We start from the raw sequence: 26,478 nt of genomic DNA, 5'->3' as shown, positions 1-26,478 counted from the left end.
CGGGGAGGGCTCCGGTGGACGGCCGCGCGGCCGCGGGCGTCAGTCGTTGCCGTTGTTGCCCGGGGTCGGCGTCGTCTTCTGGATCTGCAGCAGGAACTCCGCGTTGGACTTCGTCTGCTTCATCTTGTCCAGCAGCAGCTCGATGGCCTGCTGCTGGTCCAGGGCGTGCAGCACCCGGCGCAGCTTCCACACGATCGAGAGCTCGTCGCTGGACATCAGGATCTCTTCCTTGCGGGTGCCGGACGCGTCCACGTCCACCGCCGGGAAGATGCGCTTGTCCGCGAGCTTCCGGTCGAGCTTGAGCTCCATGTTGCCGGTGCCCTTGAACTCCTCGAAGATCACCTCGTCCATCCGCGAGCCGGTCTCGACCAGCGCGGTGGCCAGGATGGTCAGCGAGCCGCCGTCCTCGATGTTGCGCGCGGCACCGAAGAAGCGCTTCGGTGGGTACAGCGCGGTCGAGTCGACACCACCGGACAGGATGCGGCCGGAGGCGGGCGCCGCGAGGTTGTACGCGCGGCCCAGACGGGTGATGGAGTCCAGCAGGACGACGACGTCGTGGCCCAGCTCCACCAGGCGCTTCGCACGCTCGATGGCGAGCTCGGCGACGGTGGTGTGGTCCTCGGCCGGGCGGTCGAAGGTCGAGGAGATGACCTCGCCCTTGACCGACCGCTGCATGTCGGTGACCTCTTCCGGACGCTCGTCGACGAGGACGACCATCAGGTGGCACTCGGGGTTGTTGCGGGTGATCGCGTTGGCGACCGCCTGCATGATCATGGTCTTACCGGTCTTCGGCGGGGCCACGATCAGACCGCGCTGGCCCTTGCCGATCGGCGACACGAGGTCGATGATCCGCGTGGTCAGCTGGCCGGCCTCGCCCTCCAGGCGCAGCCGCTCCTGCGGGTACAGGGGCGTCAGCTTGCCGAACTCCGGGCGGCCGCGGCCCTGTTCGGGCGCGACGGAGTTGACGGAGTCCAGCCGGACCAGCGCGTTGAACTTCTCGCGGCGCTCGCCCTCACGGGGCTGGCGGACCGCGCCGGTGACGTGGTCACCCTTGCGGAGGCCGTTCTTGCGGACCTGGGCGAGGGAGACGTACACGTCGTTCGGACCGGGGAGGTAGCCGGAGGTCCGGATGAACGCGTAGTTGTCGAGGATGTCCAGGATGCCCGCGACGGGGATCAGGACGTCGTCCTCGGCGACCTGCGGCTCGGCGCCGAAGTCGTCACGGCCGCGCCGGCCGCGGCGGTCCCGGTACCGGCCCCGGCGGCCGCGCCGGCCGCCCTGGCCCTCGTCGTCGAAGTCGTCCTGGCGGTTGCCCTGCTGGCGGTTGCCGCCGCCCTGCTGCTGGCCGCCGCCGTCGTTGCCGTCGTTGTTCTTGCGGCGGTCGCGGTCGCGGCCCCGGCCGCGGTCGCCCTTCTGGCCGCGGTCCTGACGGTCCCCGCGGTCCTGGCGCTCGCCCCGCTCCTGGCGGCCCTCGCCGCCCTTGCGGCCCTCGCCCTCCTGGCCGGAGGCGTCCTTCTGGCCGTCCTTGACCTCGGTCTTCGCCTCGGCCTTGGCCTCGCCGCGGCCGCCGTCCTTGGCCTCGGACGCGGTGGTCTCGGGGCTGCCGGCCGCTGCGGTGGCGCGGCGCCGGCGGCGCTCGCCGGCCGGCTGCTCGTCGCCGGCGCCCTGGCCGGGAATCTCGATCTGCTGCTGGCCGGCGGCGGTGTCCGCGGCCTTCTCCGCCTTGGCGGGCTTCTCGGCGGTCTTCTCGGCCGCGGCCTCGCCGGTGCGGGCCTTGGAGGTGGTCCGGCGCTTCGGCTTGGCCTCGGCGGGGGCTTCCGCGGGCGCCTCGGCGGTCTTGGCCGCACCGGCTCCGCCGGCGGCCTGCTTCTCCTTGATGACCTCGATGAGCTGGCTCTTGCGCATCCGCGCGGTGCCCTTGATGCCGAGGCTGGAGGCTACCTGCTGCAGCTCGGCCAGGACCATGCCCTCGAGGCCGGTGCCGGAACGGCGTCGCCGCGAGGCACCAGTGGCGGCCCCGGTGGCAGGCGCGGCGGGAGCGTCCGTGGCGGGCGCTGCGGCATCGCCATCGGTGCGTACGCCCATCAGATCGGTGGTGTCGCTCACGAAGGGTCCTTCCCTGGAGCGGGCGTCGGCCTGTCTGGCTCGGCGACCGGTTGTGCTGTCCGACCGCGGTCCCTCGACATTCACGGGCCGGGCCGGGGCGGTGGTCCCGCCGGATTCGGCGGAGAGATCAGTTCATCGTTCCGACGCGAAAGATGCTGCGCATTCATGCAGGTCACGCGTTATGCACATCACGCCGATTTCCGGAGCGTGCTCGCTTCTGCTTTAGGCCTTCGCTCCAAGCAGGTTGGGAGGCTCCCGGAAGAAAGGTGGTCCCGACTGGGGACACGAAGTACCTCGCCGCTGCGGCGTCGGGTACTCACTTGAGGTTAACACTACCGGATCCAACAAACATTCCCCCTCTCTCAGACCGGCAATCCGTCGGTCACCCGGCGAGCGGCAGCACGCTCGTTCCTGCTGCGTCGAGGGACAGCCGGTTGGCCGCCCACCCCTCTCCCGCCAGGCACGCGACCTTGTCGGCCGCTCCCTCCTCGACCAGCGCGAGCACCGTCGGGCCCGCGCCGGAGACGACCGCGGGGACGCCGTCCGCGCGCAGTCGGTTCACCAGGGCGATGCTCTCCGGCATGGCCGGCGCCCGGTACTCCTGGTGAAGTCGGTCCTCGGTCGCGGCGAGCAGCAGCTCGGGGCGCCTGGTCAGGGCCTCGACGAGCAGTGCGGCACGACCGGCGTTCGCCGCGGCGTCACCGTGCGGGACGGTGCGCGGCAGCAGGCCGCGCGCGGTCTCGGTGAGCACCGGCTTGCCCGGCACGAAGACCACCGGAACGACGGAATCGGCGGGATCCATCCTGATGGCGCGGGCCGCGCCGGCGTCCATCCAGGACAGGGTGAATCCGCCGAGCAGGCAGGCGGCGACGTTGTCGGGGTGACCCTCGATCTCGGTGGCCAGTTCCAGCAGTCCGGCGTCGTCGAGCTTCTGCTCGCCGCCTATCGTCACGGCGCGGGCCGCGACGATCCCGGCGCAGATGGCGGCGGAGGAGGAGCCCAGGCCCCGGCCGTGCGGGATGCGGTTGGCGCAGACGACCTCCAGGCCGCGCGGCTGCCCGCCCAGCAGGTCGAAGGCGGTACGCAGGGACCGTACGAGCAGGTGGCTCTCGTCGCGCGGCAGGGTGTCGGCGCCCTCGCCCGCGATGTCGATGTGCAGTCCGGAGTCGGCGACGCGTACTACGACGTCGTCGTACAGACCCAGGGACAGGCCGAGGGCGTCGAAGCCGGGACCGAGATTGGCGCTGGTGGCGGGGGTGCGCACCCGGACGGCGGCGGCGCGGAACGCTGGACCGGCCATCGCTCGATGACTCTCCTTGATTGAAACTGCGGTACTGCCCCGGAGCGCCGCGGTACCGAGGCACCTGATCGGCTCATGGGGTCCGTTCTGACCTGCCCTGCACACCACTGCACTATGCCGCGGGGAGGGGAGTTGGCTGCCAGCCTATCGAAGGAAGGTTCAGTGGCGACATAGGGCGCACGGGAGGCGCACGATGCGTGTCGCGCGCCCTCTCATGCCACACCACTCACTTTGCAGCCTTTGCAGGATTTGCCCTGTGTGGCCTCACGGGGCCGGTGCGACACGCGCGCCGACCCCGTCCGAGCCGTCCCGACCGGCTGTTTCCGGTCGAATTTTTGTCTTACGCCAGACGTCCTGGTCCTACGCCGGACGTCTGCGCGCCGGACGTCCTACGCCAGGCCCAGCCGCTCGGCGGCCGCGTCCGCGTCGACCGGGACCGTCACCGGCTGCGGCGCACCGGCCACCGCCCAGTCCGGGTCCTTCAGGCCGTTGCCGGTCACCGTGCAGACGATCTTCTGGCCCGGGTCGACCCTGCCCTCCTCGGCGGCCTTCAGCAGACCGGCCACCGAAGCGGCCGAGGCCGGCTCCACGAAGACACCCTCCTGCGAGGCCAACAGCCGGTAAGCAGCGAGGATCTGACGGTCCGTCACCTCGTCGATGGCGCCGCCCGACTCGTCCCGCGCGGCCTCGGCGAAGGACCAGGAGGCCGGGTTGCCGATGCGGATCGCCGTGGCGATCGTGCTCGGGTCCTTGACCACCTCACCACGCACGATCGGCGCGCTGCCGGACGCCTGGAAACCCCACATGCGGGGCCGGCGGGAGGCGATGCCGTCGGCGGCGTACTCCTTGTAGCCCTTCCAGTACGCCGTGATGTTGCCGGCGTTGCCGACCGGCAGCACGTGGATGTCGGGCGCGTCACCGAGCATGTCCACGATCTCGAAGGCCGCGGTCTTCTGGCCCTCGATGCGCACCGGGTTGACGGAGTTCACAAGTGCGACCGGGTACTTCTCCGACAGCCCGCGGGCGAGCGTCAGACAGTCGTCGAAATTCCCGTCGACCTGGAGGATCTTCGCCCCGTGCACCAGCGCCTGGCCCATCTTGCCCAGCGCAATTTTGCCCTGCGGGACCAGTACGGCGCTGACCATCCGGGCACGGACGGCGTACGCGGCGGCGGAGGCGGAAGTGTTGCCCGTGGAGGCGCAGATGACGGCCTGCGCGCCCTCCTCCTTGGCCCGGGTGATGGCCATCGTCATGCCGCGGTCCTTGAAGGAACCGGTGGGGTTGGCGCCCTCGACCTTGAGGTGGACCTCGCAGCCGGTGCGCTCGGAGAGCACCTGCGCCGGTACGAGAGGCGTACCGCCCTCGCGAAGGGTGACGACCTCGGTCGTGTCCTTGACCGGCAGTCGGTCGCGGTACTCCTCGATGATGCCGCGCCACTGGTGGGTGGTACCGGCGCTGGTAATGGCAGACATGGGTTCCTTTACTCCCCTTCGACCCGCATGATGCTGGCGACGCCCCGGACGGTGTCCAGATTGCGCAGCGCCTCGACCGTCGAGGACAGCGCGGCGTCGGCGGCGCGGTGGGTGACGACGACGAGGGACGCCTCGCCGTCCTTGCCCTGCTGGCGCACCGTATCGATCGATACGCCGTGCTCGGCGAAGACCATGGCGACCTGGGCCAGGACGCCGGGCTTGTCGGCCACATCGAGGCTGATGTGGTACCGGGTGACGACCTCGCCCATCGGGCTGACCGGCAGCTGCGTGTACGCCGACTCGCCGGGCCCGGTGGCCTCGCTGAGCTTGTTCCGGCAGACCGCGACCAGGTCGCCGAGGACGGCCGAGGCGGTCGGCGAGCCGCCGGCGCCGGGGCCGTAGAACATCAGCTGGCCGGCGGCCTCCGACTCCACGAAGACGGCGTTGTACGCCTCGCGCACGGACGCCAGCGGATGCGTGAGCGGGATCATCGCCGGGTGGACCCGCGCGGTGACCGAGGCACCGTCGGCCGCCCGCTCGCAGATGGCCAGCAGTTTGACGGTGCAGCCCATGCGTTTGGCGGAGGCGATGTCGGCGGCGGTGACCTCGGTGATGCCCTCGCGGTGCACGTCGTCGATGGTCACGCGGGTGTGGAAGGCGATGCCGGCGAGGATCGCGGCCTTCGCCGCGGCGTCGAAGCCCTCGACGTCGGCGGTCGGGTCGGCCTCGGCGTACCCCAGCGCGGTGGCTTCGTCCAGCGCCTCGCTGTACCCGGCGCCGCTGGTGTCCATCTTGTCGAGGATGAAGTTGGTCGTCCCGTTCACGATGCCGAGCACCCGGTTGACCTTGTCCCCGGCCAGCGACTCGCGCAGCGGCCTGACCAGCGGAATCGCGCCGGCCACCGCGGCCTCGTAGTACAGGTCGGCGCCGTGCTCCTCGGCGGCCGCGTGCAGCGCCGCGCCGTCCGCCGCCACCAGCGCCTTGTTCGCCGAGACGACGCTGGCGCCCTGCTCGAAGGCGGTGGTGATGAGCTTGCGGGCCGGCTCGATGCCACCGATGACCTCGATCACGACGTCGATGTCCCCGCGCTTGACCAGCGCGGTCGCGTCGGTGGTGACCAGCTCGGCGGGCACGCCCTCGCGCACCCGGTCGGGACGGCGCACGGCGATGCCCGCGAGCTCCACGGGAGCGCCGATCCGGGCCGTGAGGTCGTCAGCGTGCGTCGTCATGATGCGCGCCACCTCTGAGCCGACCACACCACAGCCCAGGAGCGCCACCTTCAGCGGACGCGTACGCATCATTCGACCTCTGCTCTTCCGTGTTTGCGGCCCCGTGGGACCGGGGCCTGTTCGCAATGGACCAGTCTCACTCACCGGACGGCAATTTCTTTACCTCGTCCAGATCCCGAGACATCTATTTCACTTATCCGACATCGAGCCGCAGGAGATCTTCCTCCGTCTCGCGCCGCACGATCGCCCGGGCCTCGCCCTGGCTCACCGCCACGACCGGGGGCCGCAGCGCGTGGTTGTAGTTGCTGGCCATCGACCGGCAGTACGCACCGGTCGCCGGCACCGCCAGCAGGTCGCCCGGCGCGAGGTCCGACGGCAGGAACGCGTCCCGCACGACGATGTCACCGCTCTCGCAGTGCTTGCCGACCACCCGCGAGAGCATCGGAGCGGCGTCCGAGGTCCGCGAGACCAGCGCCACGCTGTACTCCGCGTCGTACAGCGCCGTACGGATATTGTCCGACATCCCGCCGTCGACGCTGACATACGTCCGCAGCCCCTCCAGCTCCTTCACCGTGCCCACCTCGTACAGGGTGAACGCGGTGGGGCCGACGATGGCGCGCCCCGGCTCGACGGACAGCCGCGGCACGCGCAGCCCCGCCGCCTCGCACTCGTGCCGGACGATCTCGCCCAGCGCCTTGGCGATCTCGTGCGGCTCCCGGGGGTCGTCGTCGGAGGTGTAGGCGATGCCCAGGCCACCCCCCAGATCGATCTCCGGCAGCTCGACGCCGTGCTCCTCGCGCACGTCGGCCAGCAGCTGCACCACACGCCGCGCGGAGACCTCGAACCCGGCCATGTCGAAGATCTGCGACCCGATGTGCGAGTGGATGCCCGTGAGCTCCAGCGCGTCCAGCTTCAGCACCCGGCGGACGGCCTCGGCGGCCTGCCCGTCGGCCAGCGCGATGCCGAACTTCTGGTCCTCGTGCGCGGTGGCGATGAACTCGTGCGTGTGCGCCTCGACGCCCACCGTCACCCGGATCTGCACCGGCTGCCGCTTGCCGAGCTGCTCGGCGATGTGCGCGACCCGCGCGATCTCCTGGAAGGAGTCGAGCACGATTCTGCCGACCCCGGCCTCGACGGCCCGCCGGATCTCGCCCTCGCTCTTGTTGTTCCCGTGCAGCGCGATCCGCTCGGCCGGCATCCCGGCCGCCAGCGCAGTGGCCAGCTCGCCCCCGGAACAGACGTCGAGGTTCAGCCCCTCCTCGTGCAGCCACCGCACGACGGCCCGCGACAGAAACGCCTTACCGGCGTAGAAGACATCGGCATCCTCCCCGAAGGCGTCCTTCCAGGCCCGGCACCGAGCCCGGAAGTCATCCTCGTCCAGGAAGTAAGCAGGCGTACCGAACTCTTCCTTCAGCTCGGCGACGCTCATCCCGCCGACGGTCACCACACCGTCGGCGTCCCGCCGCACCGTCCGGGCCCAGACGCGCGGGTCCAGGTCGTTCAGATCGGCTGGCGGAGCGGTGTAGTGGCCCTCGGGCAGTACGTCGGCGTGGCGGGGCCCTGCGGGGTGCGCGGAACGGCTCATGGCGGTGGGAGATCCCCTCGGAGGTTCAGAGGTGTTCGGGTGCGGAGATGCCCAACAGGGTCAGGCCGTTCGCAAGCACCGTACCGGCGGCCTGGGCGACGGCCAGCCGGGCGCGGTGAACGGCCATGGGTTTCTGCTCTCCGGCGGGAAGCGGCGGACAGGTCACGAGGAACCGGAAGAACGCGTCGGCGATCACTTCCAGCTGCCGCACCAGCCGCTCCGGCGCCCGAAGCCGCGCCGCATCCCCGACCGCCCCGGGATACGCCGCAAGCGCGGCATGCAGGGGGGTGTGGGGGACATGGGGGTGGGCGGTGTCGGAGTGGGCGGCGGTGGGGTGGGGGGTGTCGGGGTGGTGGACGGCGGGCGGGGCTGTGGATGCCTGGTCCGGGGCGGCGGTGGCCGGGTCGGCGACAGTGGCCGGGTCGGCGACGGCTTGGCCGGGGGTGGCCTGGCTGGCAGCAGCCTGGCCGGCGGTGGCCTGGCCTGCAGCGAGCTGGCTGGCAGCAGTCTGACGACCATCGTCGGCCCGGTCCGGGGCGACGGCGTCGGCGCTTGTCCGGTGGGGGGCGGTCTGGCCGGCGACGGCTTGGTCGGCGGTGGCCTGGCCTGCAGCGAGCTGGCTGGCAGCAGTCTGACCACCAGCGTTGGCCCGGCCCGGGGCGACGGCGTCGGCGCTTGTCCGGTGGGGGGCCGTGGCGTCGGCACCCGTCCGGCCGGTGGCGGCTTCATCGGCGCCTGCGGTGAGTACGCCCAGCTCACGGGCGTTGCGCAACACTGCGCACGTACGAGCGTACGCGTACTGCACCAGGAACCGGGGATTCCCCTCCCGCTGCACCGGCCGCTCCGGCACCCGCACGTGATCGTGCGCGGCGGGCCGCAGCAGCACCCACCGCATCTCGTCCCGCCCGAGCCGCGCGAGCAGCTCCTCGTCAGTGACGTAGCTCCCGTCCGGCCCCTTCACAGGCACGGGCCGCACGTCCTCCCCACCCGGCCGGGTCCCCTTCCCCGCAGCCTCCATGATCGCCCGCAAGGCGTCCGCGACGACCGCGGCCCGAGGGCCGGGGGCGGGACGGAGGTCGATGGTGGGCGCGGCAGGGCGGACACCGACGGAGGCGGGGCCGTCCGCAGACGGGACGGGGCTGACACCAGCGGACGCGGGACCGTCCGCGACCGGAGCGGAGCCGGCACCAGCGGCGGCTGGACCGCCCGCAGGCGGAGCCGGGCGGGCACCGGCGCAGCCTGAGCTGCTCGCGGGCGGAGTGGTGCGGGCACCGGCGTGGGCCGGACCTCCCGCAGACGGAACCGGGCGGACACCGGCGGCGACCGGGCCGTCCGCGACCGGAGCGGGACAGGCACCGGCGGAGCGGGGCGGACCGTCCGCGGACGCAGCCGTCCCCCCGCCCCCAAGACCATCCACACGCCCGTAATCGGCACCGGCGGCCAGAATCTCCCGCACCAGCGCGCCAGGTGCGTCGTCCCCCAGCGTGATGTTCAAGAAGCCGGGCCCGGCGACATCCACCGCCGCGATCCCCGGCACACCGGCCAGCCGCTTCGCGACGACCGCGGCGACCTCTCGCGGCGGCGCCCCCGCATGCTTCGCCAGCCGCAGCGCGACATTCGTGGCGTAATCACCGCAGCCGGCGTGCGGCGGCGGCGCCACATCCACCCGCTCGGGCAAGGCGCCCTCCGCCAGCACAAGCTCCCGCGCCTCGACGGCACCGCGCACGGAGCGCAGGACGGTGCGGGAGAGCTCAGCGGGGGTCACAGGACAAGCGTATGGGAGAAGGGGGGCGGGTATGCGAACGGGTTTCGCCCTTCGGACACCCCCCGCCCCGTACCGCCCGCCCGCTCACCCGGCTCGCACCGCCCGCCGCGCCGGCCACGTCACCCCGTGGGCCGGACGGCGGGCTGGGAATTCGGGTCTGCATCGGCCGCCCCGTCCGCCGGCCCGCCACCGGGCCCGGAGCCATGGACCCCGGCCAGCAACTGGTGCACGGTCCGTATGAGCTCGACCGGCTCGAACGGCTTGGCAAGGAACGCATCCACCCTGAGCGCCTCCCCGCTCTCCACCTCCAGCTGCGTGCACGCGCTGATGATGGCGATCGGAAGCTCACGGGTACGCGGATCGGCACGCAGCCTCTCGGCGGTACGCAGTCCGTTCAGCCGCGGCATCACGACGTCGAGCGTGACCACATCGGGACACACGTCGTGCACGATGTCGAGGCACTCGGCACCGTCAGCCGCGGTCACGACCTCGAAGCCCTCCAGCTCGAGATTGACCCTGATCAACTGCCGGATGACCTTGTTGTCGTCGACAACAAGGACCCGGCCGGACAAGCCAGGCACATATTGAGACTAGGCGCCTGCCACCTGCTGCGTCCGGGTTTTCCCCACTTCCGCCCCGTGCGGGGGACGTTCCCTCGATCACCGCCCCCGCACCGCCCCCATGCGCTAGCGACCACCCTCCCGGAAGCCGCCCCGCACCCCGCTCCCCGCCACTTCCCGAAACCCGTTCATGACCACCCCCTCCGAGCTGGTAGTGTTCTACCCGTCGCAAGCGCACAGCGCCCGACACGCCCCCGTAGCTCAGGGGATAGAGCAACGGCCTCCGGAGCCGTGTGCGCAGGTTCGAATCCTGCCGGGGGCACTTCGCCTGGACCAGCGTGATCACACCGCTGACCAGCCCATGTGCCAAGGACGAAGGGCCGGACCCATTTCGATGGGTCCGGCCCTTCGTCGTGTCTGCGTGGGTCGCGCACGTCAGGCCTCCCTCGATGGGGCTCGGTCTGAGGTGGGCCAGATGTAGGGGAGGTTGGTGGGGACGTTGGGGAAGTGGGCGGCGTAGTGGGTCGGGTCCTTGGTGAGGAGGGCCGACTGGTGGCTGCGGTGGAAGGCGGGGTCGCCGAGCCAGTTGGGGAGGTCGTTGGTGGAGGCCAGGGCCTCGTAGGTGCGGGGTGGGGTGCCGGGGAAGTGGGCGGCGTAGTCCTCCGTGAGGGTGAGGGCGCAGGTGTCCTGGCGGCCCGTGGCGGTCCAGACGCGGCAGATTTCCAGGCCGTACCGGACGAGGGCCTCCTCGTAGCCCGTCCACATGCGGACCGCCGGGTGGTGGCGCCAGCCGTAGCCGGGGACGGTGAGGCCGCGCAGGATCTGGAGGGCCTCCACGCGCTGTTTGCCGAGCCGGCGGGCGTCGAGGACGGCCGCCGACTCGGCGAAGCCCGGGTACGGGAGGAAGGTCTGCATGGCGGCATGGGTAACCGATCGGGCGCGTAAGTAATCGAGTAATCGGTTGGGCGCGTGCGTGACCGGTGGGCGGGTGCGGTCAGTGGAGGCCCGCGGCCCCATGCGGAGAGCCGTCCTGCCGTTCATGCGTCTGGCGCGGAGAGCACTCCTCGTGGTCAGGCGTCTGTTCGGATCAGCACGATGAGGGTGCGGGGGCCGTGTACGCCCTCGACTCGTTCCAGTTCGATGTCGGAGGTGGCGGACGGGCCGCTGATGAGGGTTGTGGGGCGGGTCGGGGTCAGGCGGGCGACGGTTTCGGGGACGCCGGGCTCGATCGTCGAGGCGTCGACCACGCAGACGTGGAGGTCGGGGACGAGGGTGAGGGCGCGGCGGCCCTGGTCGGGGGCGGCGTCGAGGAAGATCGTGCCGGTTTCGGCGCAGGTGACGGCGGAGGCGGTCACCACGCCGTCGAGCGCGTCCAGTTCGGCGGCGGGGACGTCGGCGGAGTCGTGCCGCACCTCGCCGTCGTACGCCGTGAGCCAGGACGGGTCCAGACCGGGCGGTACGCCGATGCGGCGGGCGCCGTGGTCGCGCAGGACGGTGGCGATGGCTTCGGCGGTGCCGGCTGCCGGGCAGGTGTGGACCTCGGCCTTGTAGTCGACCAGGCGGTCGGTGAGGAGCGCGATCCGGTCGGTGATGGGGAGGGTGCGGCCGGTGCGGTACTCGCGCGGGATCGTCACCTCGTCGGCGGGCGCGAGGGCCAGGGCGTCCCGGATGCGGCCGAGCACCGTGTCGCGGGCGGTGGTGGTCATCGCTGGTCCTCCTGAGTGGGATTGCTGCCACTTGTGGATGTGCCGCCTGTGGATGTGCCGTCTGCGGGGTTGTCGCTGGTGGTGGGGACGCTGGTGGCTGTTCCCGATGCGTCGGCCGCCGGTCCGGAAGACCCGGCTGCGGGAGCGACGCCTGTCCCGGACGAGTCGGCCGCGGGAGCGGTAGCTGGTGCAGACGAGTCGGCGGTCCCAGAGGTGTCGGCCGCCCCCGACAAGTCCGCCTCAGAGCCAGCCGCCGTGCGCCCCCGCGCGCCCTCCCCCGCGGCCCGCAGCGCCTCAGCTCCCTCCTCCGCGGCCGCGCGTAGGACGTTCGCGCCCTCCGGCGACGCCAGCCACGTGCGGAAGGTCTGCTTCGGCGGGGCCGGGGTGTCCCGGCTGTCGCTCCAGCCGTCGAAGGGCGGTGGGAGGTGGGAGATGCGGCCGTCCTTGCCCGCGAGCAGGCGGCCCGTGCTCGCGGCCTTCTGTGCGGCGCGGTAGACGCCCGGTCTGCCCATCACCGCGGCCGCGGCCTTCATCGCCAGCTTTTCGGGGGTCGTGCCGGTGGCCTCGGTGTGCTGGTGGCGGAGTTCGACGAGGAGGGACGGGATGTCGATCTTCACCGGGCAGGCGTCGTAGCACGCGCCGCAGAGCGTGGAGGCGTACGGCAGCGAGCTGTTGGGGTCGTTCCTGGCGGCGTCCATCCCGGCCAGTTGCGGGGTGAGGACCGCGCCGATGGGGCCCGGGTAGGTCGAGCCGTACGCGTGGCCGCCGGCCCGCTCGTACACCGGGCAGACGTTCAGGCACGCCGAGCAGCGGATGCAGTTGAGGGCCTGGCGGCCGGTCTTGTCGGCGAGCGCCGCCGTACGGCCGTTGTCGAGGAGGACCAGGTGGAAGTTCTGGGGGCCGTCGCCCGGCGTCACGCCCGTCCACATCGAGGTGTACGGGTTCATGCGCTCGCCCGTGGAGGAGCGCGGCAGGAGCTGGAGGAAGACCTCCAGGTCGGCGTAGCGCGGCAGGACCTTCTCGATGCCCATGACGGTGATGAGCGTGTCGGGGAGGGTGAGGCACATGCGGCCGTTGCCCTCGGACTCGACGACCGAGAGGGTGCCGGTCTCGGCGATGCCGAAGTTGGCGCCGGAGACGGCGACGGGGGTGGTCAGGAACTTCTCGCGGAGGTACGTGCGGGCGACCGCGGCGAGCTCCTCCGGTACGGCCCGCAGCTCCGGGTCGACGCCGGGGATGCGGTCGCGGAAGATCTCGCGGATCTCGTCGCGGTTGCGGTGGATGGCCGGGACGAGGATGTGGGACGGCTTGTCGTCGGCGAGCTGGACGATCAGCTCGGCGAGGTCGGTCTCGTGAGCCTTGATGCCCTGCTCGGCGAGGTGTTCGTTGAGGCCGATCTCCTGGGTGGCCATGGACTTGACCTTGATGACCTCGTCGGAGCCGGTCTGCTGGACGAGGCGGGTGACGATGGCGTTCGCCTCGGCGCCGTCGCGTGCCCAGTGGACCGTGCCGCCGGCCTCGGTGACCTTCGCCTCCAGCTGTTCCAGCAGCTCGGGGAGGCGGTTCATGGTGTCGGTCTTGATGGCGGAGCCGGCGTCGCGCAGCGCCTCCCAGTCGGGGAGTTCGCCGGTGACGGCGAGCCGCTTGGCGCGGATGGTGTGGGTGGCCTTGCCGAGGTTGCGGCGCAGCTGGTCGTTGCGCAGCTCGTCATGGGCGGCCGCGGGGAACTTCCGGTCGCCGCGCAGGTTGCCGGTGCCGTACGGGGAGCGGGGCGGGAGGGCCGGCATGCCCAGGTAGGTGGGGGTGCTCATCGGGTGGCCTCCAGCGGGGTGCCGGCCGCGGTCCGCGCGCCGGCCGGGTCCGGCGGGGCGCATGCGTCCGTGGGCGTACCGGGGGTGTCCGGCAGGACGTACGGCGTCCTACGGGTCGACGCGAGGATGTGCGCCAGGTGCAGGGTGCGGGTGCCGGCCTTGATGCGGGAGAGCCCGCCGCCGATGTGCATCAGGCAGGAGGAGTCGCCCGCGGTGCAGACCTCGGCGCCGGTACCGGTGACGTGGCGCATCTTGTCGGCGAGCATCGCGGCGGAGGTCTCGGCGTTCTTGACCGCGAAGGTGCCGCCGAAGCCGCAGCAGGCGTCGGCCTCCGGCAGCTCGACGAGGTCGATGCCCTCGACGGCGCGCAGCAACCGCAGCGGCTTCTCGCCGACCCGCAGCATGCGGAGGGAGTGACAGGTGGGGTGGTACGTCACCCGGTGCGGGAAGTACGCGCCGGTGTCGGTGACGCCCAGCACGTCGACCAGGAACTCGGAGAGTTCGTACGTCTTGGCACGGACGGTCGCGACGCCTGCTCGGAGGGCCGCGTCGCCGTAGCGCTCGGCGACGATCGCGTGCTGGTGGCGTACGGAACCGGCGCAGGAGCCGGAGGGCATCACGACCGCCTCGATCGACGGGTCGCCGAACTGCTCGGCGAAGCCGCGCACCAGGGGTACCGGCTCGCGCTGGTAGCCGGTGTTGACGTGCATCTGGCCGCAGCAGGTCTGGCCCGGCGGGAAGACGACCTCGTGGCCGAGGCGGGCGAGCAGGACGGCGGTGGCTTTCACCGCGTCGGGGAAGAGCGTGTCTCCCAGACAGGTGGCGAAGAGTCCGACGCGCATGGGACCTCCGATTGGATGACCGTGGGGAGGTCGTCGTCGGCCGCCAGGGGGCGGACCTTCGTACGACCTCTTTATGGTCGGACCATACTAGCGAGGGGGTGGGCGGGCCATTCCCCGCAGGGGGGCGGCGTCGCTCTCAGCCCCCCAATCGCCCCCAAGACCCCCAATCGCCCCCAAGACTCCCGGGCCGGCTCTCAGTCCCCCGGCCGGTCCTCGGTGTCCCCCGGACGGTCCTCCACCAGCGTGCCGTGCAGCCCCCTGATGTGGCGTTCGGCCAGGTCGGCGGCGGCCTCGCCGTCGCCGGCGCGCACCAGGCGGAGCAGCTCGGTGTGCTCGGCGTTGAGCGCGGCGGCGGTGGCCGGCCAGTCCTCGGCGGCCTCCAGCGCGCGCAGGATGAGCGGGCGTACGGACTCGCGGACGGCCGAGGTGAGGGTGGAGGTGAGCGCGTTGCCGGAGCTGCGGGCGATCTGGACGTGGAAACGGGTGTCCAGGTCGTTGAACTCCGGCACGCTCACGTCCGGCGCCGCCATCCGCGTCACGAGCGCCGCCGCCTCGTCGAGGTCGGCGGCGGCCGCGTGCCGCGCTGCGGCGTGGAAGCTGGAGCGCTCCAGGGTGACCCGGGCCTCCAGGACGTCCTCCAGGCAGTAGCTGCCGAGGGCGAAGTGGAGGCGGAGCAGCCGGCCGAGCGCGTCGTCGGGGTTCCGTACGATCCGGGCGCCGGCGTCGGGACCGCGGCCGGCCTGGGCGACCAGGACGCCGATGGTCTCCAGTACGCGCAGCGCCTCGCGGAGCGCGGAGCGGCTGACGCCCAGTACGGGGGCCAGCTCGCGCTCGGGCGGCAGCCGGTCGCCGGCCTTGAGCTCGCCGGCCAGCACCCGTTCCTCGATGCTTTCGAGGACCAGTTCATGCGTACGGGACTGCCGTACGGGTCGCCATTCGACAGCCATCCGTCACTCCCTGGTCGGCCGGCACTGCGTCCTGATCGGCCGGCGCTCTCACCGAAAAACTATGTCACACGGCAGGTCACACCGTAATTGCGGTCGGACCGGACGCATTCCCTCCGCTCCCCGGCTCGTCCCACTCCCCCACTCGTCCCACTCCCCCACTCGTCGCTTCCCCCACGCGCCACTTCCCCCCGCCGGCCGCTTCCGTGCCCGCTCTCAGCCGTGCAGCCGCACCGGCAGTGATTCCACCCCGTAGACGATGGACAGCTTGCGGAAGGCCAGTTCCCGTTCCGGTACGGCGAGGCGCATGTTCGGGAATCGGCGGACCAGTGCCGGATAGGCGGCGCGGAGTTCCATCCGGGCCAGTTCGGCACCGACGCAGCGATGTATTCCGTATCCGAATGCGAGGTGCGAGGGGACCTTGCGGTCCGGGTCGAAGCGCTCCATGTCCGGGCCGAGCTTCCCGTCCCGGTCGGCACCGCTGAGCGAGCACAGTACGACGTCGCCCTCGGCGATGCGGACGCCGCCGATCTCCACTTTCTCCCGGGCGAACCGGGGAAAGGCGACCTGGACGACCGTGAGATAGCGCAGCAATTCCTCGACGTACCGCTCGGTGGCCTCGTCGCCGTCCTTCAGCGCCGCGAAGTGGTCGGGGTCGCGGAGCAGGACGAGGGCGCCGAGCGCGAGCATGCTCGCGGTGGTCTCGAAGCCGCCGGTGAGCACGCCGTCGGCGAGTCCGGCCAGCTCGTCGTCGCTGACGGTGTCGCCGTGGTCCCGGACGATCTGGCCGAGCAGGCCGTCACCCGGGTCCTTGCGCTCCTTCTTGACGATCTCCTGGAAATAGGCGAGCGATTCCGATATGGCGCCGAACGAGGCGTTCGCGCCGCCGAAAAGGTCGAACCGGGCCGCGCTGAGCCGCTCGAAGTCGGCGCGGTCCTCGTACGGCACTCCCAGCAGTTCGCAGATGACCAGCGAGGGAATGGGCAGCGCGAAGGTGTGGACGATGTCGACGGGCTCGCCCGAACGCCCGAGGCGTTCCATTTCCGCGAGCCGCTCCTCGACGATCTCGTGGATGCGCGGGGTGAGCCGGCCGAGCCGGCGCATGGTGAATTCGGGAGTCAGCAGCCTGCGCAGCCGGGTGTGGTCCGGCGGGTCGGCGAATCCGAGGCCGCCGGGGTTCTTGCCCGCGTCGGCGCCGGCATTGCCGACGAGGTTGGTGTAATCGCTGCTGAACGCCTTCGCCTTGCCCAGCACCTCCTTCACCTCGTCATAGCCTGTGACCAGCCACACGTTCGAGGCGAGCGGCACGGGCAGCACGCTCACCGGCGACTTCTGCCGCAGCACCGACAAGTCGGCCACCGGATCAAGGCCGTGGCGGCGCAACGGCATGAGGGTGGACTCGGGCAAGAAGGGCATTCGCGACAGATCGAAGCCCTTTTTCTGAGTCCGCGCGAGATATCTGCGGGCCAGCCAAGCGGTGACGCCCGAGCGGATTTTGGTCATGCCCGCAATACTGCCTGGCCGGTACCCGTGCTGACCAAGCGACCTGGCAGCGAAGTGATAACAAGATGAACGCCTGTTACGCCCGGTGCGCCCCACCGGCCGCCCTTTCGCCCCCTCGGGCGGACTTTCGACCCGTCGAGTGCGCTTTCGTCCCTTTGATCGCGCTTCGTTCCCTCGACCACGCCTCGTCTCCTCGGCCGCGCTTCGCCCCCCCGGCCGCGCTTTCGGCCGCTTGCCCCCGGCGCCCCGTACGCCCGCGGCACAAGGGCCTGATCATGATCGTCCTCGGTCGCTTACGCCCGGGCTCTTGCTACTTTGCCTGACATGACCGCGACCACGGCCGCAAGGGCGGACGCCCCTCCCCCAGGTATCCGGCTGCCCAGGCGCCGCGGCGTCGAGCTGGTGCTGCTGGCCGGGGCCGTCCTGATCAGCGTCTACGGCTACGTCGAGGTCGGCCTCGCCCGGCACGGTACCGTCCCGGCCGGTGCGGCCGGTTACGGAGCCGGTCTGGCCGTGCTCGCCCTTCTCGGCCATCTCGCCGTACGGTTCCGGGCACCGTACGCCGATCCGCTGCTGCTGCCGATCGCGGTCCTGCTCAACGGCCTCGGCCTGGTCCTGATCTTCCGGCTCGACCAGGAGACCCCGAAGAACGAGGCGGCGCCCACCCAGCTGATCTGGTCGGCGGTCGGCGTGGCGCTGTTCATCGGCGTGGTGGCGCTGCTGCGGGACCACCGCGTACTGCAGCGGTACGCCTATCTCAGTGCCGCGGCCGCGCTCGTCCTGATGGTGGTGCCGATCGCCTTCCCGGCGGTCAACGGCGCGAAGATCTGGATCAGGTTCGCCGGCTTCTCGATCCAGCCCGGCGAGTTCGCGAAGATCCTGATCAGCATCTTCTTCGCGGCCTACCTCGCGGCGAACCGGCACGCGCTGGCGTACACCGGCCGCCGGCTGCGGCGGCTGCAGTTCCCCACCGGCCGGGTGCTCGGGCCCGTCGTCGCGATCTGGCTGATCAGCGTGGGCGTCCTGGTCCTGGAACGGGACCTGGGTACCTCGCTCCTCTTCTTCGGCGTCTTCGTCGTCCTGCTGTACGCGGCCACCGGGCGGACCGGCTGGATCGCCGTCGGGCTGCTGCTCGCCGCGGCCGGCGCGGCCGCGGTGGGCAGCGTCGAACCGCACGTGCACAGCCGGGTCGCGGACTGGCTGCACCCCTTCGCGAGCATCGAGCGGGGCGAGGGCGCGAGCCAGCTCGCCCTGTCCCTGTTCGCCTTCGGCGCGGGCGGCATGCTCGGCACGGGGCTCGGCCAGGGCCACTCGGCGCTCATCGGCTTCGCCATGAAGTCGGACTTCATCCTGGCCACGGCGGGCGAGGAGCTGGGGTACACCGGCCTCACGGCGCTCTTCCTCCTCTACACGCTGCTGGTCGCCCGCGGTTACCGCGCTGGCCTGGCCCTCCGCGAACCGTTCGGCCGGCTCCTCGCGGTCGGCCTCTCCTCGCTCCTCGCCATCCAGGTGTTCGTGATCGCGGGCGGGGTGATGGGGCTGATCCCGCTCACCGGCATGGCGATGCCGTTCCTGGCCCAGGGCGGCTCCTCCGTCGTCACCAACTGGATCATGATCGCCCTGCTCGTCCGCATCAGCGACCGCGCCCGCCGCCCCCGCCCGGCCCGCGCGGACACGGGGGTAATCGCACGGGTGGTGGTAGGCGAGGAGGGCGACGGGGCCGGTGGTGCCGGTACGGCCGATGGGTTCGGGGGGCCCGGCGGTCCCGGTGATGCCGGTACGGCCGGTGGCTTCGGGGGGCCCGGCGGTCCCGGTGGTCCTGGTGGCCCCGGCGGCTCCGGTGACCCCGGCGATCCGGCCGCGGACGGGGACAGGGACATGGACAGGGCCGGGGACGGCAACCGGTCCCGCGGCCGGCGCCGGCGGGCCGCGGACGGCCGCCGCAAGGGCAACGGCCGGCGCGACGGACAGGGCCGCCGGAACGGGGGCGCCCGGTGATCCGCCACATCCGCCGCACCTCGGCGTTCTGTCTCCTCCTCCTGGTCCTGCTGCTCCTGAACGCCGCCCGCGTGCAGCTCCTCAACGCGGACGAGTACGCCCGCAACCCCGCCAACCGCCGGGCCGACCTCCAGCGGTACGACCAGCCGCGCGGCGCCATCGTGGTCGGCGGCCGGTCCGTGACCGGCTCCCGGGACAGCGGCGGCTCGCTGCGGTACGCCCGTACGTACACGCAGGGCCCGCTGTACGCGCCCGTCACCGGCTACGCCTCGCAGATCTACGGCACCACGCTCCTGGAGAACGCCGAGGACGGCATCCTCTCCGGCACGGACGACCGGCTCGGCCCGATCCCGCTGTGGACCGCGCTCACCCGCGAACAGCAGCCCGCCGGCGACGTGATCACCACCATCGACCCGGCGCTGCAACGGGCCGCGTACGAGGGCCTGGGCGGCAAGAAGGGCGCGGTCGCCGCCGTCGAGCCGGCGACCGGAAAGATTCTCGCCCTGGTCAGTACGCCGTCGTACGACCCGGGCGAGCTGTCCGGCAGCGGCTCGGCCACCACCGACGCCTGGACCCGGCTGAACGCGGCGGCCGACCGGCCGATGCTCAACCGGGCGCTGCGCCAGACCTATCCGCCCGGCTCGACGTTCAAGGTCGTCACCGCGGCGGCCGCGCTGGAGCACGGCGTGGTGGACGATCCGGACGCCGCCACGGACACCCCGAGCCCGTACCGCCTCCCCGGCACGTCCACCCGGCTCACCAACGAAGCGGGCGGCTGCGAGGACGCCTCCCTGCGGCACGCCTTCGAGGTCTCCTGCAACACCGTCTTCGCGCACCTCGGCGTGGACGTCGGGCTGGACGGGATGGCGGACACGGCCGCCGGCTTCGGCTTCAACGACGACCGGCTGATGATCCCGTCCCGGGTGGCCGAGAGCACCTTCGACACCGACATGAACGACGCGCAGCTCGCACTGTCCTCGATCGGCCAGTACGACACGGCCGCCACCCCGCTGCAGATGGCGATGGTCGCCTCGGCGGTCGCCAACGATGGCGACCTGCGGCGCCCGTACCTGGTGGACCGGCTGACCGACGCACACGGCAACACCCTCACGCACACCCGCCCGCGCCGCCTGCACCGCGCGATGAGCAAGGACACGGCACGGCAGCTGCGCGAGCTGATGACCGACGTGGTCACCCGGGGCACCGGCACGAAGGCGGCGATCCCCGGCGCGACGGTCGGCGGCAAGACCGGCACCGCCCAGCACGGCGTCGGCAACTCCGGCACCCCGTACGCCTGGTTCCTCTCCTGGGCCCGGGCACACGGCGCCGACCACCCGGCGGTCGCGGTGGCCGTCGTCGTCGAGGACGCCGCGGCCGACCGCGCCGACATCAGCGGCGGCGGCAACGCGGCCCCGATCGCCCGCGCGGTGATGCAGGCGGCGCTCGACCGGTAAGTACGGAGCGCCGGTCGTGCGCCACCGGGCACGACACAATATGGCCATGACACAGACGGAACTGCTGAGCCTGGACGAGGTCGAAGCGCTGGCGCGGCGGGTGCATGAGGGGCAGACCGACAAGGCCGGGCGGCCGTATGCGGAGCATCTGGCGGCGGTGGCCGAGGGGGTGCGGGCGCGGGGCGGGAGCGCGGAGCAGATCGCGGCGGCGTGGCTGCACGACGCGGTGGAGGACGACGCGCTGACGGCGGAGTGGCTGGCGGGCGCGGCGCTGACCCGGGCCACCAAGGACATGGTGCTGGCGGTGACCAAGCGGGCCGGGGAGCCGCCGGAGGAGTACGCGGCGCGGATCCTGGCCACGCCGGGTGCGTTGCTGATCAAGGAGGCCGACCTCGCGCACAACGCCGATCCGGCGCGGCTGGCCGTGCTGGACGAGGCGACGCGGGAGCGGCTGACGGCGAAGTACGCACGGATGCGGGGGCTGTTGGGACTGAGCGAGGGCTGAGGGCGGGGCCGGGAGGTAACCGCCGGGGGCCGGACTCGCGGCGGGCGGGGCGGCGCGGCCGCTCGCGCCCGCCAGGGCAACACCCCGTCCCGGTTGGCGCCCTCGCCCCCGACCTCGCCCCCGGCCCGGCCGGCGCTTCCCGGCCCGGTCGGCGCTTCCCGGCCTGGCCGGTCCCGGCCCCTTTCCCCGTCCACCCGCCGGACGCCCCCGCATAAAGGTGTCCAATGCAGCTAACCTGCGCGCATGAGCCCATCGGACGACACTCAGGCGCGTGTGATCGCTGCCCTTTCGGGGGCGAGCGTCCGGCGCATCACCACCGGTCAGGTCATCCTCGACGGCATCGACTGGTCCGTACGCAGCGGGGAGCACTGGGCGCTGCTCGGTGCGAACGGTGCCGGGAAGACCACGATCCTCCGGCTCGTCGGCGCGCTGATGTTCCCGACCACCGGCACCGTGGAGGTGCTCGGGCACCGGCTCGGCACGGTGGACGTACGAGAGCTGCGCGCCGCGATCGGCCTGGTGTCCAGCGCGCAGAAGGTGCCGCAGGACCTGCCGGGACACACCGTCGTCCTCACCGGCGCGAGCGGCACCGTGCAGCCGCTGTGGAAGCAGTACGACGACGCCGTGCGGGAGCGCGCGCACGCGCTGCTGACCGAGCTGGACTGCAAGGACCTTGCGGACCGGCCGTACGGGGTGTGCTCGGGCGGGCAGCGGGCGCGGCTGCTGATCGCCCGCGCGCTGATGGCCGACCCCTCGCTGCTGCTGCTCGACGAGCCGTTCAACGCGCTCGACCTGCCGTCCCGCGAGGACCTGATCGACACCATGCACCAGCTGGCCCTCGGCAGGCCGGAATTGGCGACGATCACCGTGACGCACCATCTGGAGGAGCTGTCGCCGGCCATCGGCCACGCGGTGCTGCTCCGCGAGGGGCGCGTGCAGGCGCAGGGGCCGGTGGAGGAGGTGCTGACCGACGCGGGCATGACGGCCTGCTTCGGGCGGCCGATCGAGGTCAGCCGGCACGAGGGCCGCTGGCTGGCCCGCTCCGGGCGCCGCTGAGCGGGATGCTGCGCCGGTCCGCTCCAGGCGCCGCTGAGCGGGATGCTGCGCCGGTCCGCTCCAGGCGCCGCTGAGCAGGACGCTGCGCCGGTCCGCTCCGGGCGCGCCTCTGGTCACGGAGCGGCCGGCTCCGTGACCAGCATGCGGTCGGCCCGGTGACCGAGCCCGCGCCCCGTCGCTAGGGTGCGGGCATGATCACGTCTGCCGCGGCCGCGCCGCCGTCCTCCGTGTCGTTACCGGTACTCGCCCAGGTCAACATCGCCCGCCTCAAAGCGCCGCTGGACTCCCCCGAACTGAAGGACTTCGTCGACGGGCTGGAGCCGGTGAACGCGCTCGCCGACGCCGCCGACGGGTTCGTGTGGCGGCTGCAGTCGGAGGGCGGGGACGCCACCGACATCGCCGTCTTCGGGGACGAGTGGCTGATCGTGAACATGTCGGTGTGGCGGGACGTCCCCGCGCTCACCGCCTTCATGTACACCGGGCTGCACCGGGAGTTCCTGGCGCGGCGCCGGGAGTGGTTCGAGAAGGTGGACGAGGCGATGACCGCGTTGTGGTGGGTGCCGTCCGGGCACGAACCGACCGTCGCCGAGGCCGAGGAGCGTCTGCTGCACCTGCGGGAGCACGGTCCGACGCCGCACGCCTTCAGCCTCCGCACGACGTTCCCCGCCGCGCTCTGAGCCGCACTCGTCCGGGCCGTACTCGTCCGCTCACCGCCGCTCCCTGAGCAGCGCGTATCCCGTCGCCGCCGCGCCCGCGCCTTCCCAGAGGCCGACTCCGAGGAAGCCCGCGGGCGCCGCGCCGCCGACGACGGAGAGCGTGAAGACGGCGCAGGTCAGCAGGCGGAAGGGGACGGTCCAGCGGAAGAAGGCGCGCCAGTCGGCCGCGGCGGCGAGCAGGTAGTACGCGCCCATGTTGAGGGAGGCCATCGAGGACGCGGTGAGGAAGGTCCGGGTGTGGTCGGCGGGGGCGCGCACGTCCGGGTCGGCGAAGCCGAGCGCGCCGAGCAGCGCGCCGGGCGCGACCAGGCCGGTCACGCCCATCACCAGCGCGCACGCGCCGAAGACGGCCATCGTCCAGCCGGCCGCCGAGCGCGGCCGGCGCAGCGTCCAGGCGGGCCGCGCCTCTCCGCTCGCCCTGCCCGCCCGGCCGGGCAGCGCCGCTCTGCGCGCCCCGCCGGGCAACGGCGCTCCCGTCCCCCCGGCCACCCCGTCGGGCCGCACCACTCGGCTCCCTCCGTCCGCCCCGCTGGGCAGTACCGCTCCGCCCCCCGGCCGCCCCGTCGGGCGGCACCGCTTCCGTCACCCCTCCGCGCCGCCGCGGGCGATGGCTTCGGCGACCTCGGCGGTGCGGGCCGCTTCCTCGGCCGCGAAGCGTTCCGCGTCCAGCTTCTCGGCCAGTTCCTCGTCCTGGGCCATCAGCAGGTCCAGGTTGGAGTCGCCGAGGTCGAAGACGCCCATGTCGAGGTAGGTCTGCTGGAGACGCTTGCCCCACAGGCCGATGTCCTTCACGCACGGGACGATGCGGCTGAAGAGCAGCTTGCGGAAGAGGTGCAGGAACTCGGACTGCTCGGTGAACTCCTCGGCCTCCGCCTTCGGGATGCCCCAGTTCTCCAGTACTTCGAGGCCGCGCAGCCGGTCGCGCATCAGGTAGCAGCCCTCGATGACGAAGTCCTCGCGTTCGCGCAGCTCGGCCTCGGTGAGCTGCTTGTAGTAGTCGCGCAGGGCCATCCGCCCGAAGGCGACGTGCCGGGCCTCGTCCTGCATGACGTACGCGAGGATCTGCTTCGGGAGCGGCTTGTCCGTGGTGTCCCGGATCATGCCGAAGGCGGCCAGGGCCAGGCCCTCGATGAGGACCTGCATGCCGAGGTAGGGCATGTCCCAGCGGGAGTCCTTGAGGGTGTCGTTCAGCAGGGACTGGAGGTTGTCGTTGATCGGGTAGAGCATCCCGATCTTCTCCTGGAGGAAGCGGCTGTAGATCTCGGCGTGCCGCGCCTCGTCCATGGTCTGGGTCGCGGAGTAGAACTTCGCGTCCAGGTCGGGTACCGATTCGACGATCCGCGCCGCGCAGACCATCGCGCCCTGCTCACCGTGGAGGAACTGGCTGAACTGCCAGGAGGTGTAGTGCTGCCGCAGCTCCCCGCGCTCCTTCGCCGACATCTTGTCCCAGTACTTGGTGCCGTACAGCGACATGGATTCGTCGGGGGTGCCGAGCGGGTCGTGCGGGTCCACCTCCAGGTCCCAGTCGATGCGCAGGTCCGCGTCCCACTGCTTGTCCTTGCCCTTCTTGTACAGGGCGAGGAGGCGGTCGCGGCCGTCGTCGTACTCCCAGGTGAAACGGGCCGCGCCGGTGGCGGGTACCTGCCACAGCGGGGCTCCGGGATCGGTGGCGTAGAGCTCATGTGTCGACACGGGTGCCTCCTCGGGAATCACCGGTCACCGCGGCGTGCCCGGTAGTTGGCAGGCTCTCGCGCGTATTACCGGCCGGTCAATAAGTCGTGCGCAGGGGATTGACGCCCTTACTGACGCGCAGTCTCATAAAACGTGACCGCCGGTAACCCCATGAGCGAGGTACCACAGCCATGACGACAGCGCCTGACATCAGCACGGCGGAGGCCGAGGTCCTGCGGGACGCGCTCGGGCTGCTCAAGGACCGCGAGCAGGTCGCCGAGCGACTGCTGGACTCCTCCGCCAAGCACTCGTTCGACCCGGACACCGAGCTGGACTGGGACGCGCCGCTGGAGGAGGGCAAGTGGTTCTGGCCTCCGGAGCTGGTGTCCCTGTACGGCACCCCGCTGTGGCACCGGATGCCCGAGGAGCAGCGGATCGAACTCTCCAAGCACGAGGCGGCGTCGCTGGCGTCGCTCGGCATCTGGTTCGAGATCATCCTGATGCAGCTGCTGACCCGGCACATCTACGACAAGTCGCCGACCAGCTCGCACGTCCGCTACGCGCTGACCGAGATCGCCGACGAGTGCCGCCACTCCAAGATGTTCGCCAAGCTGATCACGCGCAGCGGCGCGCCCGTCTACCCGGTCTCCAAGGTCCACCACAGCCTCGGCCGGCTCTTCAAGACGGTCTCCACCACGCCCGGTTCGTTCACCGCGACCCTCCTCGGCGAGGAGATCCTGGACTGGATGCAGCGGCTCACCTTCCCGGACGAGCGCATCCAGCCGCTGGTCCGCGGCGTCACCCGGATCCATGTCGTGGAGGAGGCCCGGCACGTCCGGTACGCGCGTGAGGAGCTGCGCCGCCAGATGATGACGGCGCCCCGCTGGAGCTGCGAGTTCACCCGGCTCACCTCCGGCGAGTTCGCCCGCGTCTTCTCCCAGGCGTTCATCAACCCGATGGTGTACACGAACGTCGGGCTGAACCGTGCCGAGGCCGTCGCCCAGGTCAAGGCCAGCGGGCACCGGCGCGAGGTGATGCAGACCGGCGCCAAGCGGCTGACCGACTTCCTGGACGAGATCGGCGTCCTGCGCGGTGCGGGCCGCAAGCTCTGGCAGAGCTCCGGCCTGCTGCCCTGAGCCGGCGGAGGAGGCAAACCACCCCGGCGGCGGGCGGCTTGCGGCGGTTACGCTGCTGTCCATGAACGGCAGCGGCACCGCCCCAGCAGTACCCCGCCCCGCCTACCGGCGGCTGAGCGTGGCGGAGCGGCGTGCCCAGTTGCTGACGGCGGCGCTCGGGCTCTTCGCCCAACGCGCACCGGAGGACGTGTCGTTGGACGACGTGGCGAACGCCGCGCAGGTCTCCCGGCCGCTGGTCTACCGCTACTTCCCGGGCGGCAAGCAGCAGTTGTACGAGGCGGCGCTGCGCAGCGCCGCCGACAACCTCGAAGGCTGCTTCGCGGAGGCGGAGACCGGGCCGCTCACCGAGCGGCTGGGCCGCGCCCTGGACCGCTACCTCGCCTTCGTGGACGAGCACGACGCCGGGTTCAGCGCCCTGCTCCAGGGCGGCAGCGTCGTGGAGACGGCCCGCACCGACGCCATCGTCGACGAGGTGCGGCGCACCGCGGCCGAGCAGATCCTGCACCACCTCGGTGCCCCGGAGCCGGGTCCCCGGCTGCGGATGATGGTCCGTACGTGGATCACCGCCGTCGAGGCCGCCTCGCTGATCTGGGTGGACGAGGAGAAGCAGCCGCCGCTGGACGAGCTGCGCGACTGGCTGGTGGACCACTTCGTCGCGCTGATCGTCGCCACCTCGGCGACCGACGAGGAGACCGCGCGGATCGCGGCCGTCGTACTGGCGGCCGAGACCCGCGAGGGCCCGGTCGGCACCCTCGTACGGCGGCTGGCGCCGTCCCTCGCAGAAGCCGCCCACCTGCTCTGAGCCCACCGGCCGGCCCGGTGGCCCGCCCCTGATGTGACACTGGCCGCGTGAGAAGCGAGAACACGCCCTTCGTCGGCGGGCCGCTGGACGGCCGGGTGCTGCCGGTCCTGGTCGGCGCGACCGGCCGGCCGCCCGCGCGGTACGAGATCCCGGTCCCCGGCACCGGCGGCGCGCCGGACACGGTGCACGTCTACCGGCGCGAGCCGGGCCCCGCGGGACGGCTCGGGCTGCCGCGCGGCTGGGTGTACCGGTACGCGGCGGACGCGCGGCCGGGCGAGGGGCGGCCCAAATGGCCGTGGACGCGGCGGGATTGACGG

At 72.0% G+C, this 26,478-nt stretch carries 21 protein-coding genes, 1 tRNA gene and 3 pseudogenes; 9 read left to right on the top strand and 16 right to left on the bottom strand.

Going from position 1 to position 26,478, the window contains the following annotated elements; genetic code table 11:
• Positions 1–39: 39 nt before the first annotated feature.
• The 8 genes and pseudogenes from rho to C3486_RS10425 form a co-directional block, all read right to left on the bottom strand.
• Positions 40–2,106 (bottom strand): transcription termination factor Rho, encoded by a 2,067-nt coding sequence (gene rho / locus C3486_RS10460; RefSeq protein WP_103832341.1) that lies wholly within the window; start codon positions 2,104–2,106, stop codon positions 40–42.
• Positions 2,107–2,488: 382 nt separating this feature from the next.
• Positions 2,489–3,406: a homoserine kinase gene (thrB, locus tag C3486_RS10455; RefSeq protein WP_103832340.1), complete on the bottom strand. Its 918-nt coding sequence runs from the start codon at positions 3,404–3,406 to the stop codon at positions 2,489–2,491.
• A 389-nt stretch (positions 3,407–3,795) separates the two neighbouring features.
• Positions 3,796–4,878, bottom strand: a complete 1,083-nt coding sequence (gene thrC / locus C3486_RS10450; RefSeq protein ID WP_103832339.1) for a threonine synthase — start codon at positions 4,876–4,878, stop codon at positions 3,796–3,798.
• 8 nt (positions 4,879–4,886) lie between these two features.
• A complete protein-coding gene (locus C3486_RS10445) occupies positions 4,887–6,179 on the bottom strand; it encodes a homoserine dehydrogenase (RefSeq protein WP_103832338.1) in 1,293 nt (430 codons plus the stop codon).
• 121 nt (positions 6,180–6,300) lie between these two features.
• Entirely contained in the window at positions 6,301–7,692 is a 1,392-nt protein-coding gene (gene lysA, locus C3486_RS10440) for a diaminopimelate decarboxylase (RefSeq protein WP_103832337.1), read from the bottom strand.
• 25 nt (positions 7,693–7,717) lie between these two features.
• Positions 7,718–7,963 (bottom strand): annotated as a pseudogene (locus tag C3486_RS37955) (DALR anticodon-binding domain-containing protein); the annotation flags it as partial.
• A gap of 1,221 nt (positions 7,964–9,184) precedes the next feature.
• Positions 9,185–9,388 (bottom strand): annotated as a pseudogene (locus C3486_RS37950) (hypothetical protein); the annotation flags it as partial.
• Positions 9,389–9,576: 188 nt separating this feature from the next.
• Entirely contained in the window at positions 9,577–10,038 is a 462-nt protein-coding gene (locus C3486_RS10425; RefSeq protein WP_103832336.1) for a response regulator, read from the bottom strand.
• A 229-nt stretch (positions 10,039–10,267) separates the two neighbouring features.
• Here C3486_RS10425 and C3486_RS10420 point away from each other — a divergent pair.
• Positions 10,268–10,339 (top strand) — tRNA-Arg (locus C3486_RS10420).
• 113 nt (positions 10,340–10,452) lie between these two features.
• Here C3486_RS10420 and C3486_RS10415 read toward each other — a convergent pair.
• The 6 genes from C3486_RS10415 to C3486_RS10390 form a co-directional block, all read right to left on the bottom strand.
• Complete coding sequence (locus tag C3486_RS10415; protein WP_103832335.1) at positions 10,453–10,932, bottom strand: MSMEG_6728 family protein; 480 nt, start codon at positions 10,930–10,932, stop codon at positions 10,453–10,455.
• 155 nt (positions 10,933–11,087) lie between these two features.
• Entirely contained in the window at positions 11,088–11,723 is a 636-nt protein-coding gene (locus C3486_RS10410; RefSeq protein ID WP_103832334.1) for an LUD domain-containing protein, read from the bottom strand.
• The gene (locus C3486_RS10405; RefSeq protein WP_258052696.1) at positions 11,720–13,534 is read right to left on the bottom strand and encodes a LutB/LldF family L-lactate oxidation iron-sulfur protein; all 1,815 of its coding nucleotides are present in this window, start codon (positions 13,532–13,534) and stop codon (positions 11,720–11,722) included. The genes C3486_RS10410 and C3486_RS10405 overlap by 4 nt, the downstream gene beginning before the upstream one ends.
• Positions 13,531–14,376, bottom strand: a complete 846-nt coding sequence (locus C3486_RS10400; RefSeq protein WP_103832333.1) for a (Fe-S)-binding protein — start codon at positions 14,374–14,376, stop codon at positions 13,531–13,533. Before C3486_RS10400 ends, C3486_RS10405 begins: the two co-directional genes overlap by 4 nt.
• 194 nt (positions 14,377–14,570) lie before the next feature.
• Complete coding sequence (locus tag C3486_RS10395; RefSeq protein ID WP_103832332.1) at positions 14,571–15,323, bottom strand: FadR/GntR family transcriptional regulator; 753 nt, start codon at positions 15,321–15,323, stop codon at positions 14,571–14,573.
• Positions 15,324–15,536: 213 nt separating this feature from the next.
• Positions 15,537–16,823 (bottom strand): cytochrome P450, encoded by a 1,287-nt coding sequence (locus C3486_RS10390; protein WP_103832331.1) that lies wholly within the window; start codon positions 16,821–16,823, stop codon positions 15,537–15,539.
• 324 nt (positions 16,824–17,147) lie between these two features.
• On the opposite strand from C3486_RS10390, the pseudogene C3486_RS10385 reads away from it, so the two are divergent.
• The 5 genes and pseudogenes from C3486_RS10385 to C3486_RS10365 all read left to right on the top strand — a co-directional run.
• Positions 17,148–18,530 (top strand): annotated as a pseudogene (locus C3486_RS10385) (FtsW/RodA/SpoVE family cell cycle protein); the annotation flags it as partial.
• Positions 18,531–18,817: 287 nt separating this feature from the next.
• On the top strand, positions 18,818–20,275 hold the full coding sequence (locus C3486_RS10380) for a penicillin-binding protein 2 (protein WP_103832329.1): 1,458 nt from the start codon (positions 18,818–18,820) through the stop codon (positions 20,273–20,275).
• 46 nt (positions 20,276–20,321) lie between these two features.
• Entirely contained in the window at positions 20,322–20,780 is a 459-nt protein-coding gene (locus tag C3486_RS10375; protein ID WP_103832377.1) for an HD domain-containing protein, read from the top strand.
• 243 nt (positions 20,781–21,023) lie between these two features.
• Positions 21,024–21,836 (top strand): ABC transporter ATP-binding protein, encoded by an 813-nt coding sequence (locus tag C3486_RS10370; RefSeq protein ID WP_103832328.1) that lies wholly within the window; start codon positions 21,024–21,026, stop codon positions 21,834–21,836.
• A 191-nt stretch (positions 21,837–22,027) separates the two neighbouring features.
• On the top strand, positions 22,028–22,513 hold the full coding sequence (locus C3486_RS10365; protein ID WP_103832327.1) for a DUF3291 domain-containing protein: 486 nt from the start codon (positions 22,028–22,030) through the stop codon (positions 22,511–22,513).
• 30 nt (positions 22,514–22,543) lie between these two features.
• On the opposite strand, the gene C3486_RS10360 is transcribed toward C3486_RS10365, so the two are convergent.
• On the bottom strand, positions 22,544–23,059 hold the full coding sequence (locus C3486_RS10360; RefSeq protein WP_308461233.1) for a hypothetical protein: 516 nt from the start codon (positions 23,057–23,059) through the stop codon (positions 22,544–22,546).
• 75 nt (positions 23,060–23,134) lie between these two features.
• The gene (locus C3486_RS10355; protein ID WP_103832326.1) at positions 23,135–24,244 is read right to left on the bottom strand and encodes a ferritin-like domain-containing protein; all 1,110 of its coding nucleotides are present in this window, start codon (positions 24,242–24,244) and stop codon (positions 23,135–23,137) included.
• 170 nt (positions 24,245–24,414) lie between these two features.
• Between C3486_RS10355 and C3486_RS10350 the strand changes: the two genes are divergently transcribed.
• The 3 genes from C3486_RS10350 to C3486_RS10340 all read left to right on the top strand — a co-directional run bounded on the left by C3486_RS10350 (position 24,415) and on the right by C3486_RS10340 (position 26,475).
• Positions 24,415–25,359, top strand: a complete 945-nt coding sequence (locus C3486_RS10350) for a diiron oxygenase (RefSeq protein WP_103832325.1) — start codon at positions 24,415–24,417, stop codon at positions 25,357–25,359.
• Positions 25,360–25,420: 61 nt separating this feature from the next.
• Positions 25,421–26,161, top strand: a complete 741-nt coding sequence (locus C3486_RS10345) for a TetR/AcrR family transcriptional regulator (RefSeq protein ID WP_103832324.1) — start codon at positions 25,421–25,423, stop codon at positions 26,159–26,161.
• A 47-nt stretch (positions 26,162–26,208) separates the two neighbouring features.
• On the top strand, positions 26,209–26,475 hold the full coding sequence (locus C3486_RS10340) for a hypothetical protein (protein WP_103832323.1): 267 nt from the start codon (positions 26,209–26,211) through the stop codon (positions 26,473–26,475).
• Positions 26,476–26,478: the final 3 nt, after the last annotated feature.

The organism is Streptomyces sp. Ru73 (assembly GCF_002920575.1).
Classification (GTDB): domain Bacteria; phylum Actinomycetota; class Actinomycetes; order Streptomycetales; family Streptomycetaceae; genus Streptomyces.
Note: the sequence above shows the minus strand (reverse complement) of the source record. Positions and strands in the feature narration are given on the sequence as shown.